The following is a 15,479-nucleotide window of genomic DNA, read 5'->3' on the forward strand; positions in this document are numbered from 1 at the left end:
CGGGTACGGGAGCCCCTCTTTCGTGTGTCCGTCGTCCGCTACGTGCGGTTGCGGGCCGAGGTCACCCGGTAGACGTCGTAGACGCCCTCCACGCCGCGTACGGCCTTCAGGACGTGGCCAAGGTGCTTCGGGTCGCCCATCTCGAAGGTGAAGCGGGAGGTGGCCACCCGGTCGCGGGAGGTCTGGACGGCCGCCGAGAGGATGTTGACGTGCTGGTCGGACAGCACGCGCGTGACGTCCGACAGCAGCCGGGACCGGTCGAGGGCCTCGACCTGGATGGCGACCAGGAAGACCGAGGACTGGGTGGGCGCCCACTCGACGTCGAGGATCCGCTCGGGCTCCCGGGACAGCGAGTCGACGTTGACGCAGTCGCTGCGGTGCACCGATACGCCGCTGCCCCGGGTCACGAATCCGATGATCGGGTCGCCGGGCACCGGCGTGCAGCAGCGGGCCAGCTTCACCCAGACGTCCTCGACGCCCTTGACGACGACACCGGGGTCGGCGCTGGAGCGGCGCTTGCGGCTACGGGCCGGCGGGACCGACTCGTCGATCTCCTCGGTGGCGGCCTCCTCGCCGCCGAGGGCCTGGACGAGCTTCTGCACGATGCTCTGCGCGGAGACATGGCCCTCGCCGATCGCCGCGTACAGCGCGGAGATGTCCGAGTAGCGCATCTCGTGCGCCAGCGTGACCAGCGAGTCGCCGGTGAGGATGCGCTGGATCGGCAGGTTCTGCTTGCGCATCGCGCGGACGATGGAGTCCTTGCCGTGCTCGATGGCCTCGTCGCGGCGCTCCTTGGAGAACCAGGCGCGGATCTTGTTGCGGGCGCGCGGCGACTTGACGAAGCCGAGCCAGTCGCGGGAGGGGCCGGCGCCGGCCGCCTTGGAGGTGAAGACCTCCACCAGGTCGCCGTTGTCGAGGGTCGACTCCAGCGGCACGAGGCGGCCGTTGACCCGTGCCCCGATGGTGCGGTGGCCGACCTCGGTGTGGACCGCGTACGCGAAGTCCACCGGCGTGGCACCGGCGGGAAGCGCTATGACGTCGCCCTTGGGGGTGAAGACGAAGACCTCGTTGCGGGACAGGTCGAAGCGCAGCGATTCCAGGAACTCGCCGGGGTCCTCGGTCTCCTTCTGCCAGTCCAGGAGCTGCCGCAGCCACGCCATGTCGTTGAGGTGGTCGTCCTTGCTCTTGCCGGACGACTTGGGCGCGTCGGTGCGGACCTTGGAGGCGCCGGCGACGGCCTCCTGCTTGTACTTCCAGTGCGCGGCGATGCCGTACTCGGCGCGGCGGTGCATGTCGAAGGTGCGGATCTGCAGCTCGACGGGTTTGCCGCCGGGGCCGATGACCGTCGTGTGCAGCGACTGGTACATGTTGAACTTGGGCATCGCGATGTAGTCCTTGAACCGGCCGGGGACCGGGTTCCATCGCGCGTGCACCGTGCCGAGGGCCGCGTAGCAGTCGCGGACGGTGTCCACGAGGACGCGGATGCCCACCAGGTCGTAGATCTCCGCGAAGTCACGGCCGCGGACGATCATCTTCTGGTAGACGCTGTAGTAGTGCTTGGGACGGCCGGTGACGGTCGCCTTGATGCGGGCGGCGCGGAGGTCCTGCTGCACCTCGTCGGTGACGATGGCGAGGTACTCGTCGCGCTTGGGGGCGCGCTCGGCGACCAGGCGGACGATCTCGTCGTACATCTTGGGGTAGAGGATCGCGAAGGCGAGGTCCTCCAGTTCCCACTTGATGGTGTTCATGCCCAGGCGGTGGGCGAGCGGCGCGTAGATCTCCAGGGTCTCGCGCGCCTTCTTCTCCTGCTTCTCGCGCTTGAGGTAGCGCATGGTGCGCATGTTGTGCAGGCGGTCGGCGAGCTTGATGACCAGGACGCGCGGGTCCTTGGCCATGGCGACGACCATCTTGCGCACGGTCTCGGCCTGCGCGGCCTCGCCGAACTTGACCTTGTCCAGCTTGGTGACGCCGTCGACGAGCAGGGTGACCACGTCGCCGAAGTCGCGGCGCAGGTCCTCCAGGCCGTACTCGGTGTCCTCGACGGTGTCGTGCAGCAGTCCGGCCATCAGCGTGGCCGGGTCCATGCCCAGCTCGGCGAGGATGGTGGTGACGGCGAGCGGGTGCGTGATGTACGGGTCGCCGCTCTTGCGCTTCTGGCCGCGGTGCCAGCGCTCGGCGACCTGGTAGGCGCGTTCGATCTGGCGGAGCGTGGCGTTCTCGATCTTGGGATCGTTGCTGCGCACGATCCGCAGCAGCGGCTCGAGGACCGGGTTGTACGGGTTCGCGCGCTGGACGCCGAGGCGGGCGAGGCGGGCGCGGACGCGGTTGGAGGAGCCGGAGCGCGGCTGGCCGGTGTTGGGGCGGCCCAGAGACGCGGAGCGCTCGGGCGATGGGGGTCCCCCCGCTCGGGCGGGGTCAGGAGTGGGGGACGGCTTGGGGCGCGGCTGCTCGGGCTTGTCGACGGGCGCCGACTGGGCATGCCGGACCGGCCCGCGCGTGTCGTTCTTCGCGTGGGGCGCGCTCGGCGCGGGCTTCGCCGTGGCCGCCGAGGCGGACTCGGGCTTGGCGGCGGTCAGGTGCTGGGCCTCGTCTGGCAAGAGGGCTCCTCGTGCGCGATCCGGGTCCCCCGGTCAGGCTCCGGACACCCCATGGTAGCCATCCCGTGCCCGTGGATCGCCTGTGGGCGGATGTGAGGACGGTCCACTCCTGAAACACCCGAGGCGGGCACCGGATTCCTCCGGGCCCGCCCGAGCGGTGTTCCCTGTGCGCGGTTCGCGTGCGACACCGCTGGTCAGACCGTGAGCAGCGCCTCCAGCGGGGCGCCGGCCAGGGCCGGTTCCAGCCGGGCGCGGCCGCCGAGGAAGCCGAGCTCCATCAGTACGGCCAGGCCCGCGACCTCGGCACCCGCCCTGCGGATGAGCTGGACCGACGCCTCGGCGGTGCCGCCGGTGGCGAGGACGTCGTCGACCACCAGAACGCGGTCGGCGGCGCTCAGGTCCTCCGCGTGCACCTCGATCTCGGCGGAGCCGTACTCCAGGTCGTAGGCCTGGCTGAGGGTGGCTCCGGGGAGCTTGCCCGCCTTGCGTACGGGGATGAAGCCGAGGCCCGCACGGACGGCGACCGGGGCGCCGAGGATGAACCCGCGGGCCTCCAGGCCGACGACCTTGGTGGCGCCGGTGGCGCGGGCGATGTCGGCCAGGGCGTCGCTGAGCGCGGCGAACGCCGCGGGATCCGCCAGGAGCGGGGTGATGTCCTTGAACATCACGCCCGGCTCCGGGTAGTCCGCCACGTCCCGGATGCGGCGGAGAAGCAGTTCTCTGATCTCGGTCATCGGCGCTTCCCCGAGGGACGGCCCCGGCCGCGGGTACGGGAGGCCGGCTGGTCGCGCGGGCCGACGACCGCGGGTGCGGCGTCCTCGGGCTCCTCGTCGTAGTCCTCGTCGGTGACCGGGGCCTCCTGCGCCTCGCCCGCGGCCGCGCCCTGGGCGCGCTTGGCCAGGATGCGCTTCTTCAGGGACTTCATCGCCGGCTCGCGCTCCTTGAGGTCGGCGACGAGCGGGGTGGCGATGAAGATCGAGGAGTACGCGCCGGCGGCGAGGCCGACGAACAGCGACAGCGAGATGTCGTTCAGCATGCCGGCGCCGAGGACACCGCCGCCGATGAACAGCAGACCGCCCACCGGCAGCAGTGCGACCACGGTGGTGTTGATGGAGCGGACCAGGGTGCTGTTGATGGACCGGTTGGCGATCTCGCTGTAGGTCCAGCGGGTCTGCTTGGTGATGTCCCGGGTCTGTTCCTTGAGGCTGTCGAAGACGACGACCGTGTCGTACAGCGAGTAACCGAGGATGGTGAGCAGACCGATCACCGTGCCCGGCGTGACCTCGAAGCCGACGAGGGCGTAGATGCCGACGGTGATGGTGATGTCGTGGATCAGCGCGACGAACGCGGCGAGCGCCATGCGCCATTCGAAGGCGATCGCCAGGTAGATCACGACCAGGATGAGGAAGATGCCGAGGCCCTGCCAGGCCTTGTTGGCGATCTGCTCGCCCCAGCTGGGACCGACCAGTTCGGCGTTGATCTGCTCGCCGTCGAGCTTGAGGTCCTCGGCGAGCGTGTCCTTGATCTTGTCCGACGTGCTGGTGTCGATGCCCGCGATCTGGATGCGCATGCTGCCGTCGCCGAGCTGCTGGACGATCGCGTCGTGACCGGAGGCGTCCTCCGCGTACTCCTCGGCCTGGGCGACCGAGACGCTCATGTTCTTCGGGGTGGTGAAGGCCGCTCCGCCCTGGAACTCGATGCCCATGTGCAGGCCGCGCACCGCCAGGCCGAGGATGGCCGTGATGGTGATCAGGATGGAGACGCCGTACCAGATCTTGCGGTTCTTGACGAAGTCGTAGCCGACCTCGCCGTGGTGCAGTCGGGCGCCGAGGGTGCCGAGCTTCGACATCTCTCACGCCTCCTTCGTCTGGGCAGGGGCGGAGGGACGGCGGGTACGGCGCAGGGGCGGCTTCGCACCCAGCGCCTTCGGGTCGAGACCGGACCACTTGTGGCCGCTCGCGAAGAACTTCCGGCGGGCCATCAGCGTGAGCAGCGGTTTCGTGAAGAAGAACACCACCACGACGTCGAGCACGGTGGTCAGACCGAGCGTGAACGCGAAGCCCTGGACCTTGCCGACGGTGACGACGAAGAGCACCGCGGCGGCGAGGAAGGACACGAAGTCGGAGACCAGGATGGTGCGCCGGGCGCGCGGCCAGGCCCGCTCCACGGAGGGGCGCAGGGTGCGGCCCTCGCGGATCTCGTCCCGGACCCGTTCGAAGAACACGATGAACGAGTCCGCCGTGATGCCGATCGCGACGATGGCACCGCACACGGCCGGCAGGTTGAGCGCGAAGCCGATGGCCGGACCGAGCAGCGACATGATCACGTAGGTGAGGGCGGCGGAGACCAGCAGCGAGAGGATCGCGATGAAGGACAGGCCGCGGTAGTAGACCAGCAGGTAGAGGACGACCAGGGCGAGGCCGATGGCACCGGCGATCAGACCGGCCTTCAGCTGCTCACCGCCGAGCGCGGCGGTGACGGTGTTGACGCTGTCCTCGCGGAAGGTCAGCGGCAGGGCGCCGTAGGACAGCATGTTGGCCAGTTCCTGCGCCGACTGCTGGGTGAAGTTGCCGGAGATCTCGGCGTTGCCGCCGGTCAGGGCCTGGCTGACGTACGGGTCGGAGACGACCTCGTTGTCCAGGACGATGGCGAACTGGTTCTGCGGGGACTGGTTCTGGGCGAGCTGGCCGGTGATGTCGGCGAACTTCTTGGCGCCCTTGTCGCTGAAGTCCATGGTGACGACCCAGCCGGCACCGGTCTGGGTGTTCAGGACGGCGCTGGCCTCGTCGACGTCCGTGCCGTCGACCGCGGCGGGGCCGAGGATGTACTTCTGCCACTGGCCCTGGGAGTTCTGGCCGCAGGCCACGGTCGAGTCGGTGGCCTTGGAACCGTCACCGGCCTTGGCGCGGACGCTCTCCTTGGTGCAGTCGAGCGCGGCGTACTGCGCCTGGAGCTTGCTGTCCGCGTCGCCGGAGGTGCCGCCGGTCGCGGAGGGGCTGGCCCCGTCCTCGGCCGTGCCGCTCGGGGAGGCGGACGGGGTCTCGTCGGCCTTCAGGGCGTCGGTGACGGCACGGCCCTGGGTGGTGGCGCTCGCCGACGGGGAGGAACCGTCGGTCGCCTTCTCCGTGGCCTTGTCGGTGGCCTTGTCGGTCGCCTTGTCCTTGTCGGAGTCCTGCTCCGCGCCGTCGCCGGTAGCGCTGGGCGTGGGAGCGGCGCCGCCACCGGCGAGTTCGGTGGCGATCACGGGACGGAAGTAGAGCTTGGCGGTGGTGCCGACCTGTTCCCGGGCCTGCTCGGAGTTCGTGCCCTTGGGAATGTTGACGATGATGTTGCGGGTGCCCTGCGTCTGGACCTCGGCCTCGGAGACACCGAGACCGTTGACCCGCCGCTCCATGATGGAGACCGCGGTGTCCATGTTGGTCTTGTTGATCGCGGACTCCTGGCCGGCCTCGGGGACCGCCGCCAGCGTGATGCTCGTGCCACCGGCCAGGTCGATGCCGAGACGCGGAGTGGTGTGCCCGGAGGCGAACATCCCTCCGGTGAGCGCCACGATGGCGATCAGGATCAGAGCCAGCGAGCGCCACGGCTTACTTGTGGCGCTCGCGTTCCGTCCCTTTTTGACTGCTGCCACCTTCTCGTACTCCCTCTCGGGCCGCCTCGCGCCGGATCGACGGGCGGGCGGCCATGACATGGTGTCGGGACTCCGTGCGAGCCGGGCATGTCCCGGGGCGCGCGGCCAGCACCCGCGCGCCCCGGGACACGACTACTTCGCGTCGGAGTCGCCGTCGGACTTCTTCGACTGCGCTTCCGCCTTGGCCTCGTCGGCGGTGTCGGCGTCGGCCGGCTCGTCGGCCGCGTCCTTCTTGCCGAGGTCGACAGGCGTGTCGTCGGAGGCGGCGGCAGCGTCGGAGGAGTCGTCGGTCTCGGTGAGGGAGGAGGCGTCGTCGGGGACGACGTCGGCGTCGGACTTCAGGTCGTGCTCGATGCCGTGGACGATGCGGTTGTACTCCTCGTCGGTCAGGACGGCACCGATCGAGTTCTTGGCGAACAGCAGCTCCACACCCGGGCCGGCGTCGAGGAGGACCGTGTCCTCACTGACCTCCTTGACCGTGGCGTACATGCCCCCGATGGTGCGGACGCCGGAACCGGGCTGCATCTGGTTCCGCATGTCGATGGCCTGCTGCTGCTTCTTCTTGGCCGACCGGGTCATCAGGAACATGGCCCCGATGAGCACAATGAACGGGAGGAGGGTCAGGAGACTCACGGGTCGGAACTTCCTTCACACGACCGCGATGGTGAACGGCCTGATGGTTGGGGGTATGTACTGCCGCCGACAAGGGTGGCATCGGCGGAGTCTAAGCGAGTCCGCGCGCAGGGAACAACGCTCAGCATGGCACCGGGGTTCCTGCCTGCGCCATCGTCCTCACCGTCACGCCCCGAACAGGTCCCCTTGTCCGTTTCCGGGGGCCTGTGAGCGGGGCGGCGTGAGGCCGAGATGCGCCCATGCCGCCGGGGTGGCGACCCTCCCGCGCGGGGTGCGGGCGAGCAGGCCCTCCCGTACGAGGAAGGGTTCGGCCACCTCCTCCACGGTCTCACGTTCCTCGCCGACCGCGACGGAGAGCGTGGACAGGCCGACGGGTCCGCCGCCGAAGAGCTTCAGCAGGGCCTCCAGCACGGCCCGGTCCAGCCGGTCGAGGCCCCGGGCGTCGACCTCGTAGACGGCGAGGGCCGCCGCGGCGATGTCCTTGGTGATCACCCCGTCGGCCTTGACCTGCGCGTAGTCCCGGACACGGCGCAGGAGGCGGTTGGCGATACGGGGCGTGCCGCGGGACCGGCCGGCGATCTCCGCGGCGCCCGCCGGGTCGATCTCCACGTCGAGGAGGATCGCCGAGCGGTGGACGACCCGCTCCAGCTCGGCGGGCTCGTAGAACTCCATGTGCGCGGTGAAGCCGAAGCGGTCGCGCAGCGGGGGCGGCAGCAGGCCGGCCCGGGTGGTGGCGCCGACCAGGGTGAAGGGGGGCAGTTCGAGGGGGATGGCGGTGGCGCCGGGGCCCTTGCCGACGATCACGTCGACGCGGAAGTCCTCCATCGCCATGTAGAGCATCTCCTCGGCGGGCCGGGACATCCGGTGGATCTCGTCGAGGAAGAGCACCTCGCCCTCCTGGAGGGAGGAGAGGATCGCCGCGAGGTCGCCGGCGTGCTGGATGGCGGGGCCCGAGGTGATGCGGATGGGGGCCTCCATCTCGGCGGCGATGATCATCGAGAGGGTGGTCTTGCCGAGGCCGGGGGCTCCGGAGAGCAGCACGTGGTCGGCGGTGGCACCCCGCGCGCGTGCGGCGCGCAGCACGAGGTCGAGCTGCTCGCGGACCTTCTCCTGGCCGATGAACTCGCCCAGGTCCTTGGGGCGCAGGGCGGCCTCGACGGCCTGGTCCTCGCGGTCGGCGGACGCACCGACGAGCCGCTCCTCGGCGGAGGTGTCGGTGGTGTCGTCCCAGTTCATGTGCGTATGCCTCAGCTCTTCGTACGGGCCAGGGGGCGCGGGCTATCGGGCGCGGTTCAGCGTCTGCAGGGCCGCCTTCAGCAGCTGCCCCACCTGTGGGGTGCCTTCGGCGGCCTCCGCCCGGGGTGCCACGGCGGACACGGCCTCGTCGGCCTCGCGGGTCGCGTACCCGAGGCCGATCAGGGCGGCGTGCAACTGGTCGCGCCAGCCGCTGGTGACCGGTGCGCCGACGGCGGGGGCGCCGAGCGGCTCGCCGAGTCGGTCCTTGAGCTCCAGGAGCAGCTTCTGGGCGCCCTTCTTCCCGATGCCGGGGACGGCGGTCAGCGCCTTCTCGTCGCCGGTGGCGACTGCTCTGCGCAGGGCGTCGGGGGCGTGCACGGCGAGCATCGCCTGGGCCAGCCGGGGGCCCACGCCGCTGGCGGTCTGGAGCAGCACGAAGACCTGGCGCTCGTCGTCGTCGGCGAAGCCGTACAGGGTCAGGGAGTCCTCGCGGACGACGAGGGAGGTGGCGAGTTTCGCGGGCTGTCCGACGCGGAGCGCGGAGAGCGTGTTCGGCGTGCACTGGACGGCCATGCCGACCCCGCCGACCTCGACCACCGCGGCGTCGGGAGCGAGGGCGGCGACCGTGCCGCTGACGAAGGCGATCATGCCGTACGGCCTTTCGATGTGTGCGGGGCTCGGGGGGCTTTCGAGGCGTGCCGGGCGACGGCCTGCTGGAGCCGGTTCTGCGCGGGGGCGCGCCAGATGTGGCAGATGGCGAGTGCGAGGGCGTCGGCGGCGTCCGCGGGCTTCGGCGGCGCGTCCAGCCGCAGCAGCCGGGTGACCATGGCGCCGACCTGCGCCTTGTCGGCGCGGCCCGAGCCGGTGACGGCGGCCTTGACCTCGCTGGGCGTGTGCAGGGCGACGGGGATGCCCCGGCGGGAGGCGCACAGGATGGCGACGGCGCTGGCCTGGGCGGTGCCCATCACCGTACGCACGTTGTGCTGGCTGAAGACGCGCTCCACGGCGACGCACTCGGGCCGGTGCTCGTCCAGCCACTGTTCGAGGCCCTGCTCGACGGCGACGAGGCGGTGGCCGAGGTCGGCGTCCGCCGGCGTGCGGACGACGCCCACGCCGAGCATGGTGAGCGGCCGCCCGGCGACGCCCTCGACGACGCCGACACCGCACCGGGTCAGCCCCGGGTCCACCCCCAGTACGCGCACGTGCCGCCCCTTTTCCCTCGATCACCTGTTTGTGCAGGCTATCGGGTGCCACTGACAAAGCGACGGGCCGACGGAAGTGTCCCGCCGGCCCGTTGAGCAGTGGACGCCTTACGCGTCGACCTTCTCCATGATCTCGTCGCTCACGTCGAAGTTGGCGAAGACGTTCTGCACGTCGTCGCTGTCCTCCAGCGCGTCGATGAGCTTGAAGATCTTCTTGGCGCCCTCCTCGTCCAGCTCGACCTGCATGGTCGGGACGAAGTTGGCCTCGGCGGAGTCGTAGTCGATCCCGGCGTCCTGCAGGGCGGTGCGCACGGCGACCAGGTCGGTGGCCTCGCTGAGCACCTCGAAGTTCTCACCGAGGTCGTTGACCTCCTCGGCGCCCGCGTCGAGGACGGCGGCGAGGACGTCGTCCTCGCTCAGCTCGCCCTTGGGGACGATCACCACGCCCTTGCGGTTGAACAGGTAGGACACCGAGCCCGGGTCGGCCATGGAGCCGCCGTTGCGGGTCATCGCGACGCGCACGTCCGAGGCGGCGCGGTTGCGGTTGTCGGTGAGGCACTCGATGAGCACCGCGACACCGTTCGGACCGTAACCCTCGTACATGATCGTCTCGTAGTCGGCGCCACCGGCCTCCAGGCCGCCGCCGCGCTTGACCGCGGAGTCGATGTTCTTGTTCGGGACCGACTGCTTCTTCGCCTTCTGGATGGCGTCGTACAGCGTCGGGTTGCCCTCGATGTCGACGCCGCCCATGCGCGCCGCGACCTCGATGTTCTTGATCAGCTTCGCGAAGAGCTTGCCGCGCTTGGCATCGATCACGGCCTTCTTGTGCTTCGTCGTAGCCCATTTAGAGTGGCCGGACATCTGCCTGTCTCCTTCGCGTAACCCATCTCTGCAACGAACGCAGGAATCCTACAAGGACTGAGCCGCCCGGTTCGCGCGCACCATGTCGACGAAGAGGCCGTGCACGCGGTGGTCACCGGTCAGTTCCGGGTGGAACGACGTGGCCAGCGCGTTGCCCTGGCGGACGGCGACGATGTGGCCGCCGTGCTCGGCGAGCACCTCGGCCCCGGCGCCGACGGACTCCACCCAGGGGGCGCGGATGAAGACACCCTCCACGGGATCGCCCCCGACGCCCTTGACGTCGACCGCGGCCTCGAAGGACTCGTTCTGCCGTCCGAAGGCGTTGCGGCGCACGATCATGTCGATGCCGCCGACGGTCTCCTGGCCCGAGCGCGGGTCGAGGATCTTGTCGGCCAGCATGATCATGCCGGCGCAGGTGCCGTAGACGGGCATGCCCTCGCGCACGCGCGCGCGGAGGGGCTCCATCAGGCCGAAGAGAACCGCCAGCTTGGAGATCGTGGTGGACTCCCCGCCGGGGACGACCAGGCCGTCGACCTCGGCGAGTTCCTCGGGGCGCCTGACCGGCCTGGCCACGGCGTCGGCCGCGGCCAGGGCGACGAGGTGCTCCCGTACGTCGCCCTGGAGGGCCAGGACGCCTATGACGAGTGCGTCGCTCATGAGGGGCTTACCAGCCGCGGTTGGCGTAGCGCTCGGTCTCGGGGAGGGTGTCGCAGTTGATGCCGACCATGGCCTCGCCGAGGTTGCGGGACGCATCCGCGATGATCTTCGGGTCGTCGTAGAAGGTGGTCGCCTTGACGATGGCGGCGGCGCGCTTGGCCGGGTCGCCGGACTTGAAGATGCCGGAGCCGACGAAGACGCCCTCGGCGCCGAGCTGGCGCATCAGCGCGGCGTCGGCCGGGGTGGCCACGCCACCGGCGGAGAAGAGGACCACGGGGAGCTTGCCCAGCTCGGCGACCTCCTTGACCAGCTCGTACGGGGCACGCAGCTCCTTGGCGGCCGCGTACAGCTCGTTGTTGTCGTAACCGCGCAGGCGGGCGATCTCGTTCTTGATCTGGCGCAGGTGGCGCACGGCCTCGACGACGTTGCCGGTACCGGCCTCGCCCTTGGAGCGGATCATGGCGGCCCCCTCGGCGATGCGGCGCAGGGCCTCGCCCAGGTTGGTGGCACCGCAGACGAAGGGGGTGGTGAAGGCGAACTTGTCGCTGTGGTTGACCTCGTCGGCCGGGGTGAGGACCTCGGACTCGTCGATGTAGTCGACGCCGAGCGACTGGAGCACCTGGGCCTCGACGAAGTGGCCGATGCGGGACTTGGCCATCACGGGGATGGAGACCGCGTCGATGATGCCCTCGATCATGTCCGGGTCGGACATGCGGGCCACGCCGCCGTCCTTGCGGATGTCGGCCGGGACCCGCTCCAGGGCCATGACGGCGACGGCACCCGCGTCCTCGGCGATCCTGGCCTGCTCCGGCGTGACGACGTCCATGATCACGCCGCCCTTGAGCTGTTCGGCCATGCCGCGCTTCACGCGGGCGGTGCCGGTCTCGGGACCCTGGTTTTCGGAGAGCGTGCTGGACACGAATGACCTCGCTGAGGGGAAGGAGGGGGGTTTCTGCAGCACCGAGGAAACGCGAGCGGAGCAGTCCACAGCAAGGGCCAATGGGAAGCCGGTGGATCGTTTTCGGTCGGCGGCGGTCCGCCGTGTGGCCGGGTGACGCGGTCAGGCCGCCCGCTCGATCAGGGCGGCCGGGGGCTCGTCGTCCATCTCGAAGGCCATCGGGAAGGGCGCGTGCCCCGCCAGCCGGAACCAGCGCACCTTGCGGTGCCGTCGCAGCGCCCGCGCGGCCCGTACGGCGTCGTTGTGGAAGCGGCGGGCCATCGGCACCCTGCGCACCGCCTCGGCGAGCTCCAGGGCCGCCTCCTCTCCCCCGGGCGCCTCCCTGACCACGTCCACCTGCTGCGCGTCGCCGAACACCGCGCGCAGTGCCTGGCTGAGCTCGCTCTCCGCGACCTCGCGCTGCTCCTCGGCCGCCTGCCGCGCGGCGTGCGCGGCCTCGTAGAGCACGATCGACGCGGCGGGGTCGAGCACTCCCGAGGTGGCCAGTTCCTGGGCCACGGAGGCACGGCGCAGCAGTTGGGCGTCGAGCGCGGCCCGGGCGGCGTCGATACGGGCGTGCAGCCGGTCCAGGCGTCCCGCCGTCCAGCTCAGGTAGAGGCCGACGGCGACGAGGGCGACGAGGATCCAGATGAGGGTTGCGGTCACGGACGGCAAGGCTACCGGGGGCTGTGGGCCCTGCCCTCCTTCCGGCCAGGACGGCCTCGTCCTCACACCCCCCGCTCCCGGCCCCGCTCGAGCGGGAGGACCCCCGTGACGGGCCGGCCGGTTGTCCTCAGTCCCGTGCCAGGCCCAGCCGGGCCCTCAGCCCCGTCGTGCGGTCGTCCGTCGCCACCGCCGCCGCGCCCGCCGTCACCGTCTCGTAGACCGACAGGATGTCCGCGCCGACCGTCGACCAGTCGAAGCGGCGGACGTGGGCGCTGCCGCGTTCGCGGAGCTCCGCGCGGCGTTCCGGGTCCTCCAGCAGCCGTACCGCCGCCTGCGCGAGCGCGTCCGGGTCCTCGTTGGCGAACAGTTCGCCCGCCGCACCCCGGTCGAGGACCTGGGCGAACGCGTCCAGGTCGGAGGCGAGCACCGGCGCACCCGCCGACATCGCCTCGACCAGGACGATGCCGAAGCTCTCCCCGCCGGTGTTGGGCGCCACGTACAGGTCGACGCTGCGCAGGAAGCGGGCCTTGTCCTCGTCGCTGACCATGCCGAGGAACTCCACGCGCGGGCGCAGCTCCCGGGGCAGCGACTCGACGGCCTCCTTCTCGTCGCCGCGCCCGGCGACCAGCAGCCGCGTCTGCGGCCGGGCGGCGAGGATCTTCGGCAGGGCCTTCATCAGCACCGGCAGGCCCTTGCGGGGCTCGTCGATCCGGCCGATGAAGCCGAGGGTGTCGCCCTGCCACTCCGGTCTGGGCTCGGCCTTGGCGAAGAAGTCGACGTCGACGCCGTTCGGGATGACCACCGCGTCGCCGCCCAGGTGCTCGACGAGGGTGCGGCGCGCGTACTCGCTCACCGCGATGCGCGCGCTGATCTTCTCCAGGGCGGCCTGGAGGATCGCGTACGCGGCGATCATCGCGCGGGAGCGCGGATTGGAGGTGTGGAAGGTGGCGACGATCGGCCCCTCGGCCGCCCAGCAGGTCAGCAGGCCGAGCGAGGGCGAGGTCGGCTCGTGGATGTGGACGACGTCGAAGGCGCCCTCGTGCAGCCAGCGCCGTACCCGCGCGGCGGACAGGAAACCGAAGTTGAGCCGGGCCACCGAGCCGTTGTACGGCACCGGCACCGCGCGGCCGGCCGAGACGACGTACGGCGGCAGCGGGGTGTCGTCGTCGGCCGGGGCGAGGACGGACACCTCGTGACCGAGCCGGATGAAGTACTCGGCCAGGTCACGGATGTGGAACTGGACGCCTCCCGGCACGTCCCAGGAATACGGGCAGACGATGCCGATCCTCACGAGGTTCCCTTCCGGTCCTGCTCGGGGGCCGTCGCGGGGTCCCGCGCGGGGTCGAGGTCCTTCAGCCACAACCGCTGCAGCATGTGCCAGTCCTCCGGGTGGTCGGCGATACCCGTGGCGAAGGCGTCGGCCAGCGCCTGCGTCATGACGGACGTCTTCTCGGGGCGCGTACCTGACGCGGGGACCTCGACCGGCGGATGGATCCGGCCCCGCATCACCGGCGACTCGTCGTACCAGAGGGTCACCGGCAGCAGCCGTGCCCCGGTGTGCTGGGCGAGCAGCGCGGGGCCGCCCGGCATCCGGGCCCGCTCGCCGAAGAAGTCGACCTCGACACCGGAGGCGGACAGGTCACGGTCGGCGACCAGGCAGACCAGTCCGCCGCCGCGCAGCCGCCGGGCCAGGGTGCCGAAGGCGGAGCCGCCGCTGTGCGGCAGCACCTCCATGCCGAGGCCCTCGCGGTAGGCGACGAACCGGTCGTACAGCGTCTCCGGCTTCAGGCGCTCGGCGACGGTGGTGAACGGGATGCCGAGCCCGGTGGTGACCCAGGCGCCGGCGAGATCCCAGTTGGCGAGGTGCGGCAGCGCGACGATGACGCCCTTGCCGGCCGCCAGGCCGTCGGTCACGTGGTGCATGTCCTCGACGTCGACGCCGGCCGCGATGCGCTCGGTGCTCCAGGCGGGCAGCCGGAAGGACTCCATCCAGTAGCGCAGATACGACCGCATGCCCGCGCGGGACAGCTCGGCGAGCCGTGCGGGGCTCGCATCGGGCACCACCCGCGCGTAGTTGCTCTCCAGCCGGAGCACGCGCTCGCCGCGCTGTTTCCAGGCGAGGTCGGCGATGGTCCGGCCGAGACGGACGGCGACCGGTTCGGGCAGTCGCTTCACAGTGCCCCAGCCGGCGCCGTACAGGGCGTCGGTGAGCCGTTCCCTGGCGCTCACTTCGCGGCCTCGCTCCCCTGGGCCTCCTGCCGCTCCGCGGCCTCCGCCTCGGCGGACTCACGGCGCACGGTGACCACCCGCTGGATCAGCGTGACCAGGCTGCCGACGGCGACGATCCACAGGGCGACCGGCAGCAGGTGCTGGATGCCGGGCACACCGAACGCGTGCAGGCCCGCGAGACCGGCCGCGACCAGCGAGACCACCAGCCGTTCGGCCCGCTCGACCAGACCGTTGACGGCGACCGGCAGGCCGATCGACTCGCCGCGCGCCTTGGTGTACGACACCACCTGGCCGCTGGCCAGGCAGAAGATCGACACCGCGCACAGGGCGATGTTGTCGCCGTCCCCGGCGTACCAGAGGGCGAAGCCGCCGAAGACCGCTCCGTCGGCGACCCGGTCCAGGGTGGAGTCCAGGAAGGCGCCCCAGCGGCTGGAGCGGCCCAGCTGGCGGGCCATGTTGCCGTCGACGAGGTCGGAGAACACGAACAGCGTGATCACGACCGTGCCCCAGAAGAACTCCCCCATGGGGTAGAAGACCAGCGCGCCCGCGACCACACCGGCGGTGCCGATGAGCGTGACCGTGTCCGGGCTGACCCCCCGCCGGATGAGAAACGCGGCGAACGGTGTGAGGACACGCGTGAAGAATGCACGCGCGTACTTGTTCAGCATGGCCTTCCCGACGGTCGGTGGGGCCGCGCGGCCCCTGCTGGCCACCCGGCGGGCCCAATCGTAGCCACGCCCGCGCGGGGGCGACGGCGGGGCACCCGTACACCCGCACGGGGGTAGGCCCCTGTCCGGCGGATCGTGCCGCGGACGCGGTGCCCGGCGCGC

At 70.9% G+C, this 15,479-nt stretch carries 15 protein-coding genes; all 15 read right to left on the reverse strand.

Annotated features, from left to right (window positions below; translation table 11 throughout):
- Positions 1-38: 38 nt before the first annotated feature.
- On the reverse strand, positions 39-2,597 hold the full coding sequence (gene relA / locus ACFXAE_RS17680) for a GTP pyrophosphokinase (RefSeq protein WP_384715022.1): 2,559 nt from the start codon (positions 2,595-2,597) through the stop codon (positions 39-41).
- A 194-nt stretch (positions 2,598-2,791) separates the two neighbouring features.
- Positions 2,792-3,331, reverse strand: a complete 540-nt coding sequence (locus ACFXAE_RS17685) for an adenine phosphoribosyltransferase (RefSeq protein WP_384715025.1) — start codon at positions 3,329-3,331, stop codon at positions 2,792-2,794.
- The gene (gene secF / locus ACFXAE_RS17690; RefSeq protein ID WP_384715028.1) at positions 3,328-4,446 is read right to left on the reverse strand and encodes a protein translocase subunit SecF; all 1,119 of its coding nucleotides are present in this window, start codon (positions 4,444-4,446) and stop codon (positions 3,328-3,330) included. Before secF ends, ACFXAE_RS17685 begins: the two co-directional genes overlap by 4 nt.
- 3 nt (positions 4,447-4,449) lie before the next feature.
- Positions 4,450-6,228, reverse strand: coding sequence for a protein translocase subunit SecD (secD, locus tag ACFXAE_RS17695; RefSeq protein ID WP_384715031.1), 1,779 nt, complete (start codon positions 6,226-6,228; stop codon positions 4,450-4,452).
- A 132-nt stretch (positions 6,229-6,360) separates the two neighbouring features.
- Positions 6,361-6,861 carry a preprotein translocase subunit YajC gene (yajC, locus tag ACFXAE_RS17700; RefSeq protein ID WP_384715034.1) on the reverse strand — a complete coding sequence of 167 codons (501 nt, stop codon included), beginning with the start codon at positions 6,859-6,861 and terminating at the stop codon, positions 6,361-6,363.
- Between the two features lie 165 nt (positions 6,862-7,026).
- On the reverse strand, positions 7,027-8,097 hold the full coding sequence (gene ruvB, locus ACFXAE_RS17705; RefSeq protein WP_384715038.1) for a Holliday junction branch migration DNA helicase RuvB: 1,071 nt from the start codon (positions 8,095-8,097) through the stop codon (positions 7,027-7,029).
- Between the two features lie 42 nt (positions 8,098-8,139).
- Positions 8,140-8,745 carry a Holliday junction branch migration protein RuvA gene (gene ruvA / locus ACFXAE_RS17710; protein WP_384715041.1) on the reverse strand — a complete coding sequence of 202 codons (606 nt, stop codon included), beginning with the start codon at positions 8,743-8,745 and terminating at the stop codon, positions 8,140-8,142.
- The gene (gene ruvC, locus ACFXAE_RS17715; protein ID WP_384715044.1) at positions 8,742-9,299 is read right to left on the reverse strand and encodes a crossover junction endodeoxyribonuclease RuvC; all 558 of its coding nucleotides are present in this window, start codon (positions 9,297-9,299) and stop codon (positions 8,742-8,744) included. The genes ruvA and ruvC overlap by 4 nt, the downstream gene beginning before the upstream one ends.
- Positions 9,300-9,407: 108 nt before the next feature.
- Positions 9,408-10,160, reverse strand: coding sequence for a YebC/PmpR family DNA-binding transcriptional regulator (locus ACFXAE_RS17720; RefSeq protein ID WP_384715047.1), 753 nt, complete (start codon positions 10,158-10,160; stop codon positions 9,408-9,410).
- Between the two features lie 48 nt (positions 10,161-10,208).
- Positions 10,209-10,817: a pyridoxal 5'-phosphate synthase glutaminase subunit PdxT gene (gene pdxT / locus ACFXAE_RS17725; RefSeq protein WP_384715050.1), complete on the reverse strand. Its 609-nt coding sequence runs from the start codon at positions 10,815-10,817 to the stop codon at positions 10,209-10,211.
- Positions 10,818-10,824: 7 nt separating this feature from the next.
- Positions 10,825-11,736: a pyridoxal 5'-phosphate synthase lyase subunit PdxS gene (gene pdxS, locus ACFXAE_RS17730; RefSeq protein WP_384715053.1), complete on the reverse strand. Its 912-nt coding sequence runs from the start codon at positions 11,734-11,736 to the stop codon at positions 10,825-10,827.
- Between the two features lie 141 nt (positions 11,737-11,877).
- Positions 11,878-12,420, reverse strand: a complete 543-nt coding sequence (locus tag ACFXAE_RS17735; protein ID WP_384715056.1) for a hypothetical protein — start codon at positions 12,418-12,420, stop codon at positions 11,878-11,880.
- A 127-nt stretch (positions 12,421-12,547) separates the two neighbouring features.
- Positions 12,548-13,711, reverse strand: coding sequence for a glycosyltransferase family 4 protein (locus tag ACFXAE_RS17740; protein WP_384715060.1), 1,164 nt, complete (start codon positions 13,709-13,711; stop codon positions 12,548-12,550).
- Positions 13,708-14,649 (reverse strand): phosphatidylinositol mannoside acyltransferase, encoded by a 942-nt coding sequence (locus ACFXAE_RS17745; RefSeq protein ID WP_384715063.1) that lies wholly within the window; start codon positions 14,647-14,649, stop codon positions 13,708-13,710. Before ACFXAE_RS17745 ends, ACFXAE_RS17740 begins: the two co-directional genes overlap by 4 nt.
- A complete protein-coding gene (gene pgsA / locus ACFXAE_RS17750) occupies positions 14,646-15,317 on the reverse strand; it encodes a phosphatidylinositol phosphate synthase (protein ID WP_384715066.1) in 672 nt (223 codons plus the stop codon). The genes ACFXAE_RS17745 and pgsA overlap by 4 nt, the downstream gene beginning before the upstream one ends.
- Between the last annotated feature and the right edge of the window lie 162 nt (positions 15,318-15,479).

Origin of the sequence: Streptomyces sp. NPDC059454 (assembly GCF_042749965.1) — a bacterium.
Taxonomy (GTDB): domain Bacteria; phylum Actinomycetota; class Actinomycetes; order Streptomycetales; family Streptomycetaceae; genus Streptomyces.

What these genes read in the sequence shown, in the direction of transcription:
- ACFXAE_RS17720 (WP_384715047.1), bottom strand. Translation starts at nt 10,160, where the DNA reads ATGTCCGGCCACTCTAAATGGGCTACGACGAAGCACAAGAAGGCCGTG.
- ACFXAE_RS17685 (WP_384715025.1), bottom strand. Translation starts at nt 3,331, where the DNA reads ATGACCGAGATCAGAGAACTGCTTCTCCGCCGCATCCGGGACGTGGCG.
- ruvA (WP_384715041.1), bottom strand. Translation starts at nt 8,745, where the DNA reads ATGATCGCCTTCGTCAGCGGCACGGTCGCCGCCCTCGCTCCCGACGCC.
- pgsA (WP_384715066.1), bottom strand. Translation starts at nt 15,317, where the DNA reads ATGCTGAACAAGTACGCGCGTGCATTCTTCACGCGTGTCCTCACACCG.
- secF (WP_384715028.1), bottom strand. Translation starts at nt 4,446, where the DNA reads ATGTCGAAGCTCGGCACCCTCGGCGCCCGACTGCACCACGGCGAGGTC.
- pdxT (WP_384715050.1), bottom strand. Translation starts at nt 10,817, where the DNA reads ATGAGCGACGCACTCGTCATAGGCGTCCTGGCCCTCCAGGGCGACGTA.
- ruvB (WP_384715038.1), bottom strand. Translation starts at nt 8,097, where the DNA reads ATGAACTGGGACGACACCACCGACACCTCCGCCGAGGAGCGGCTCGTC.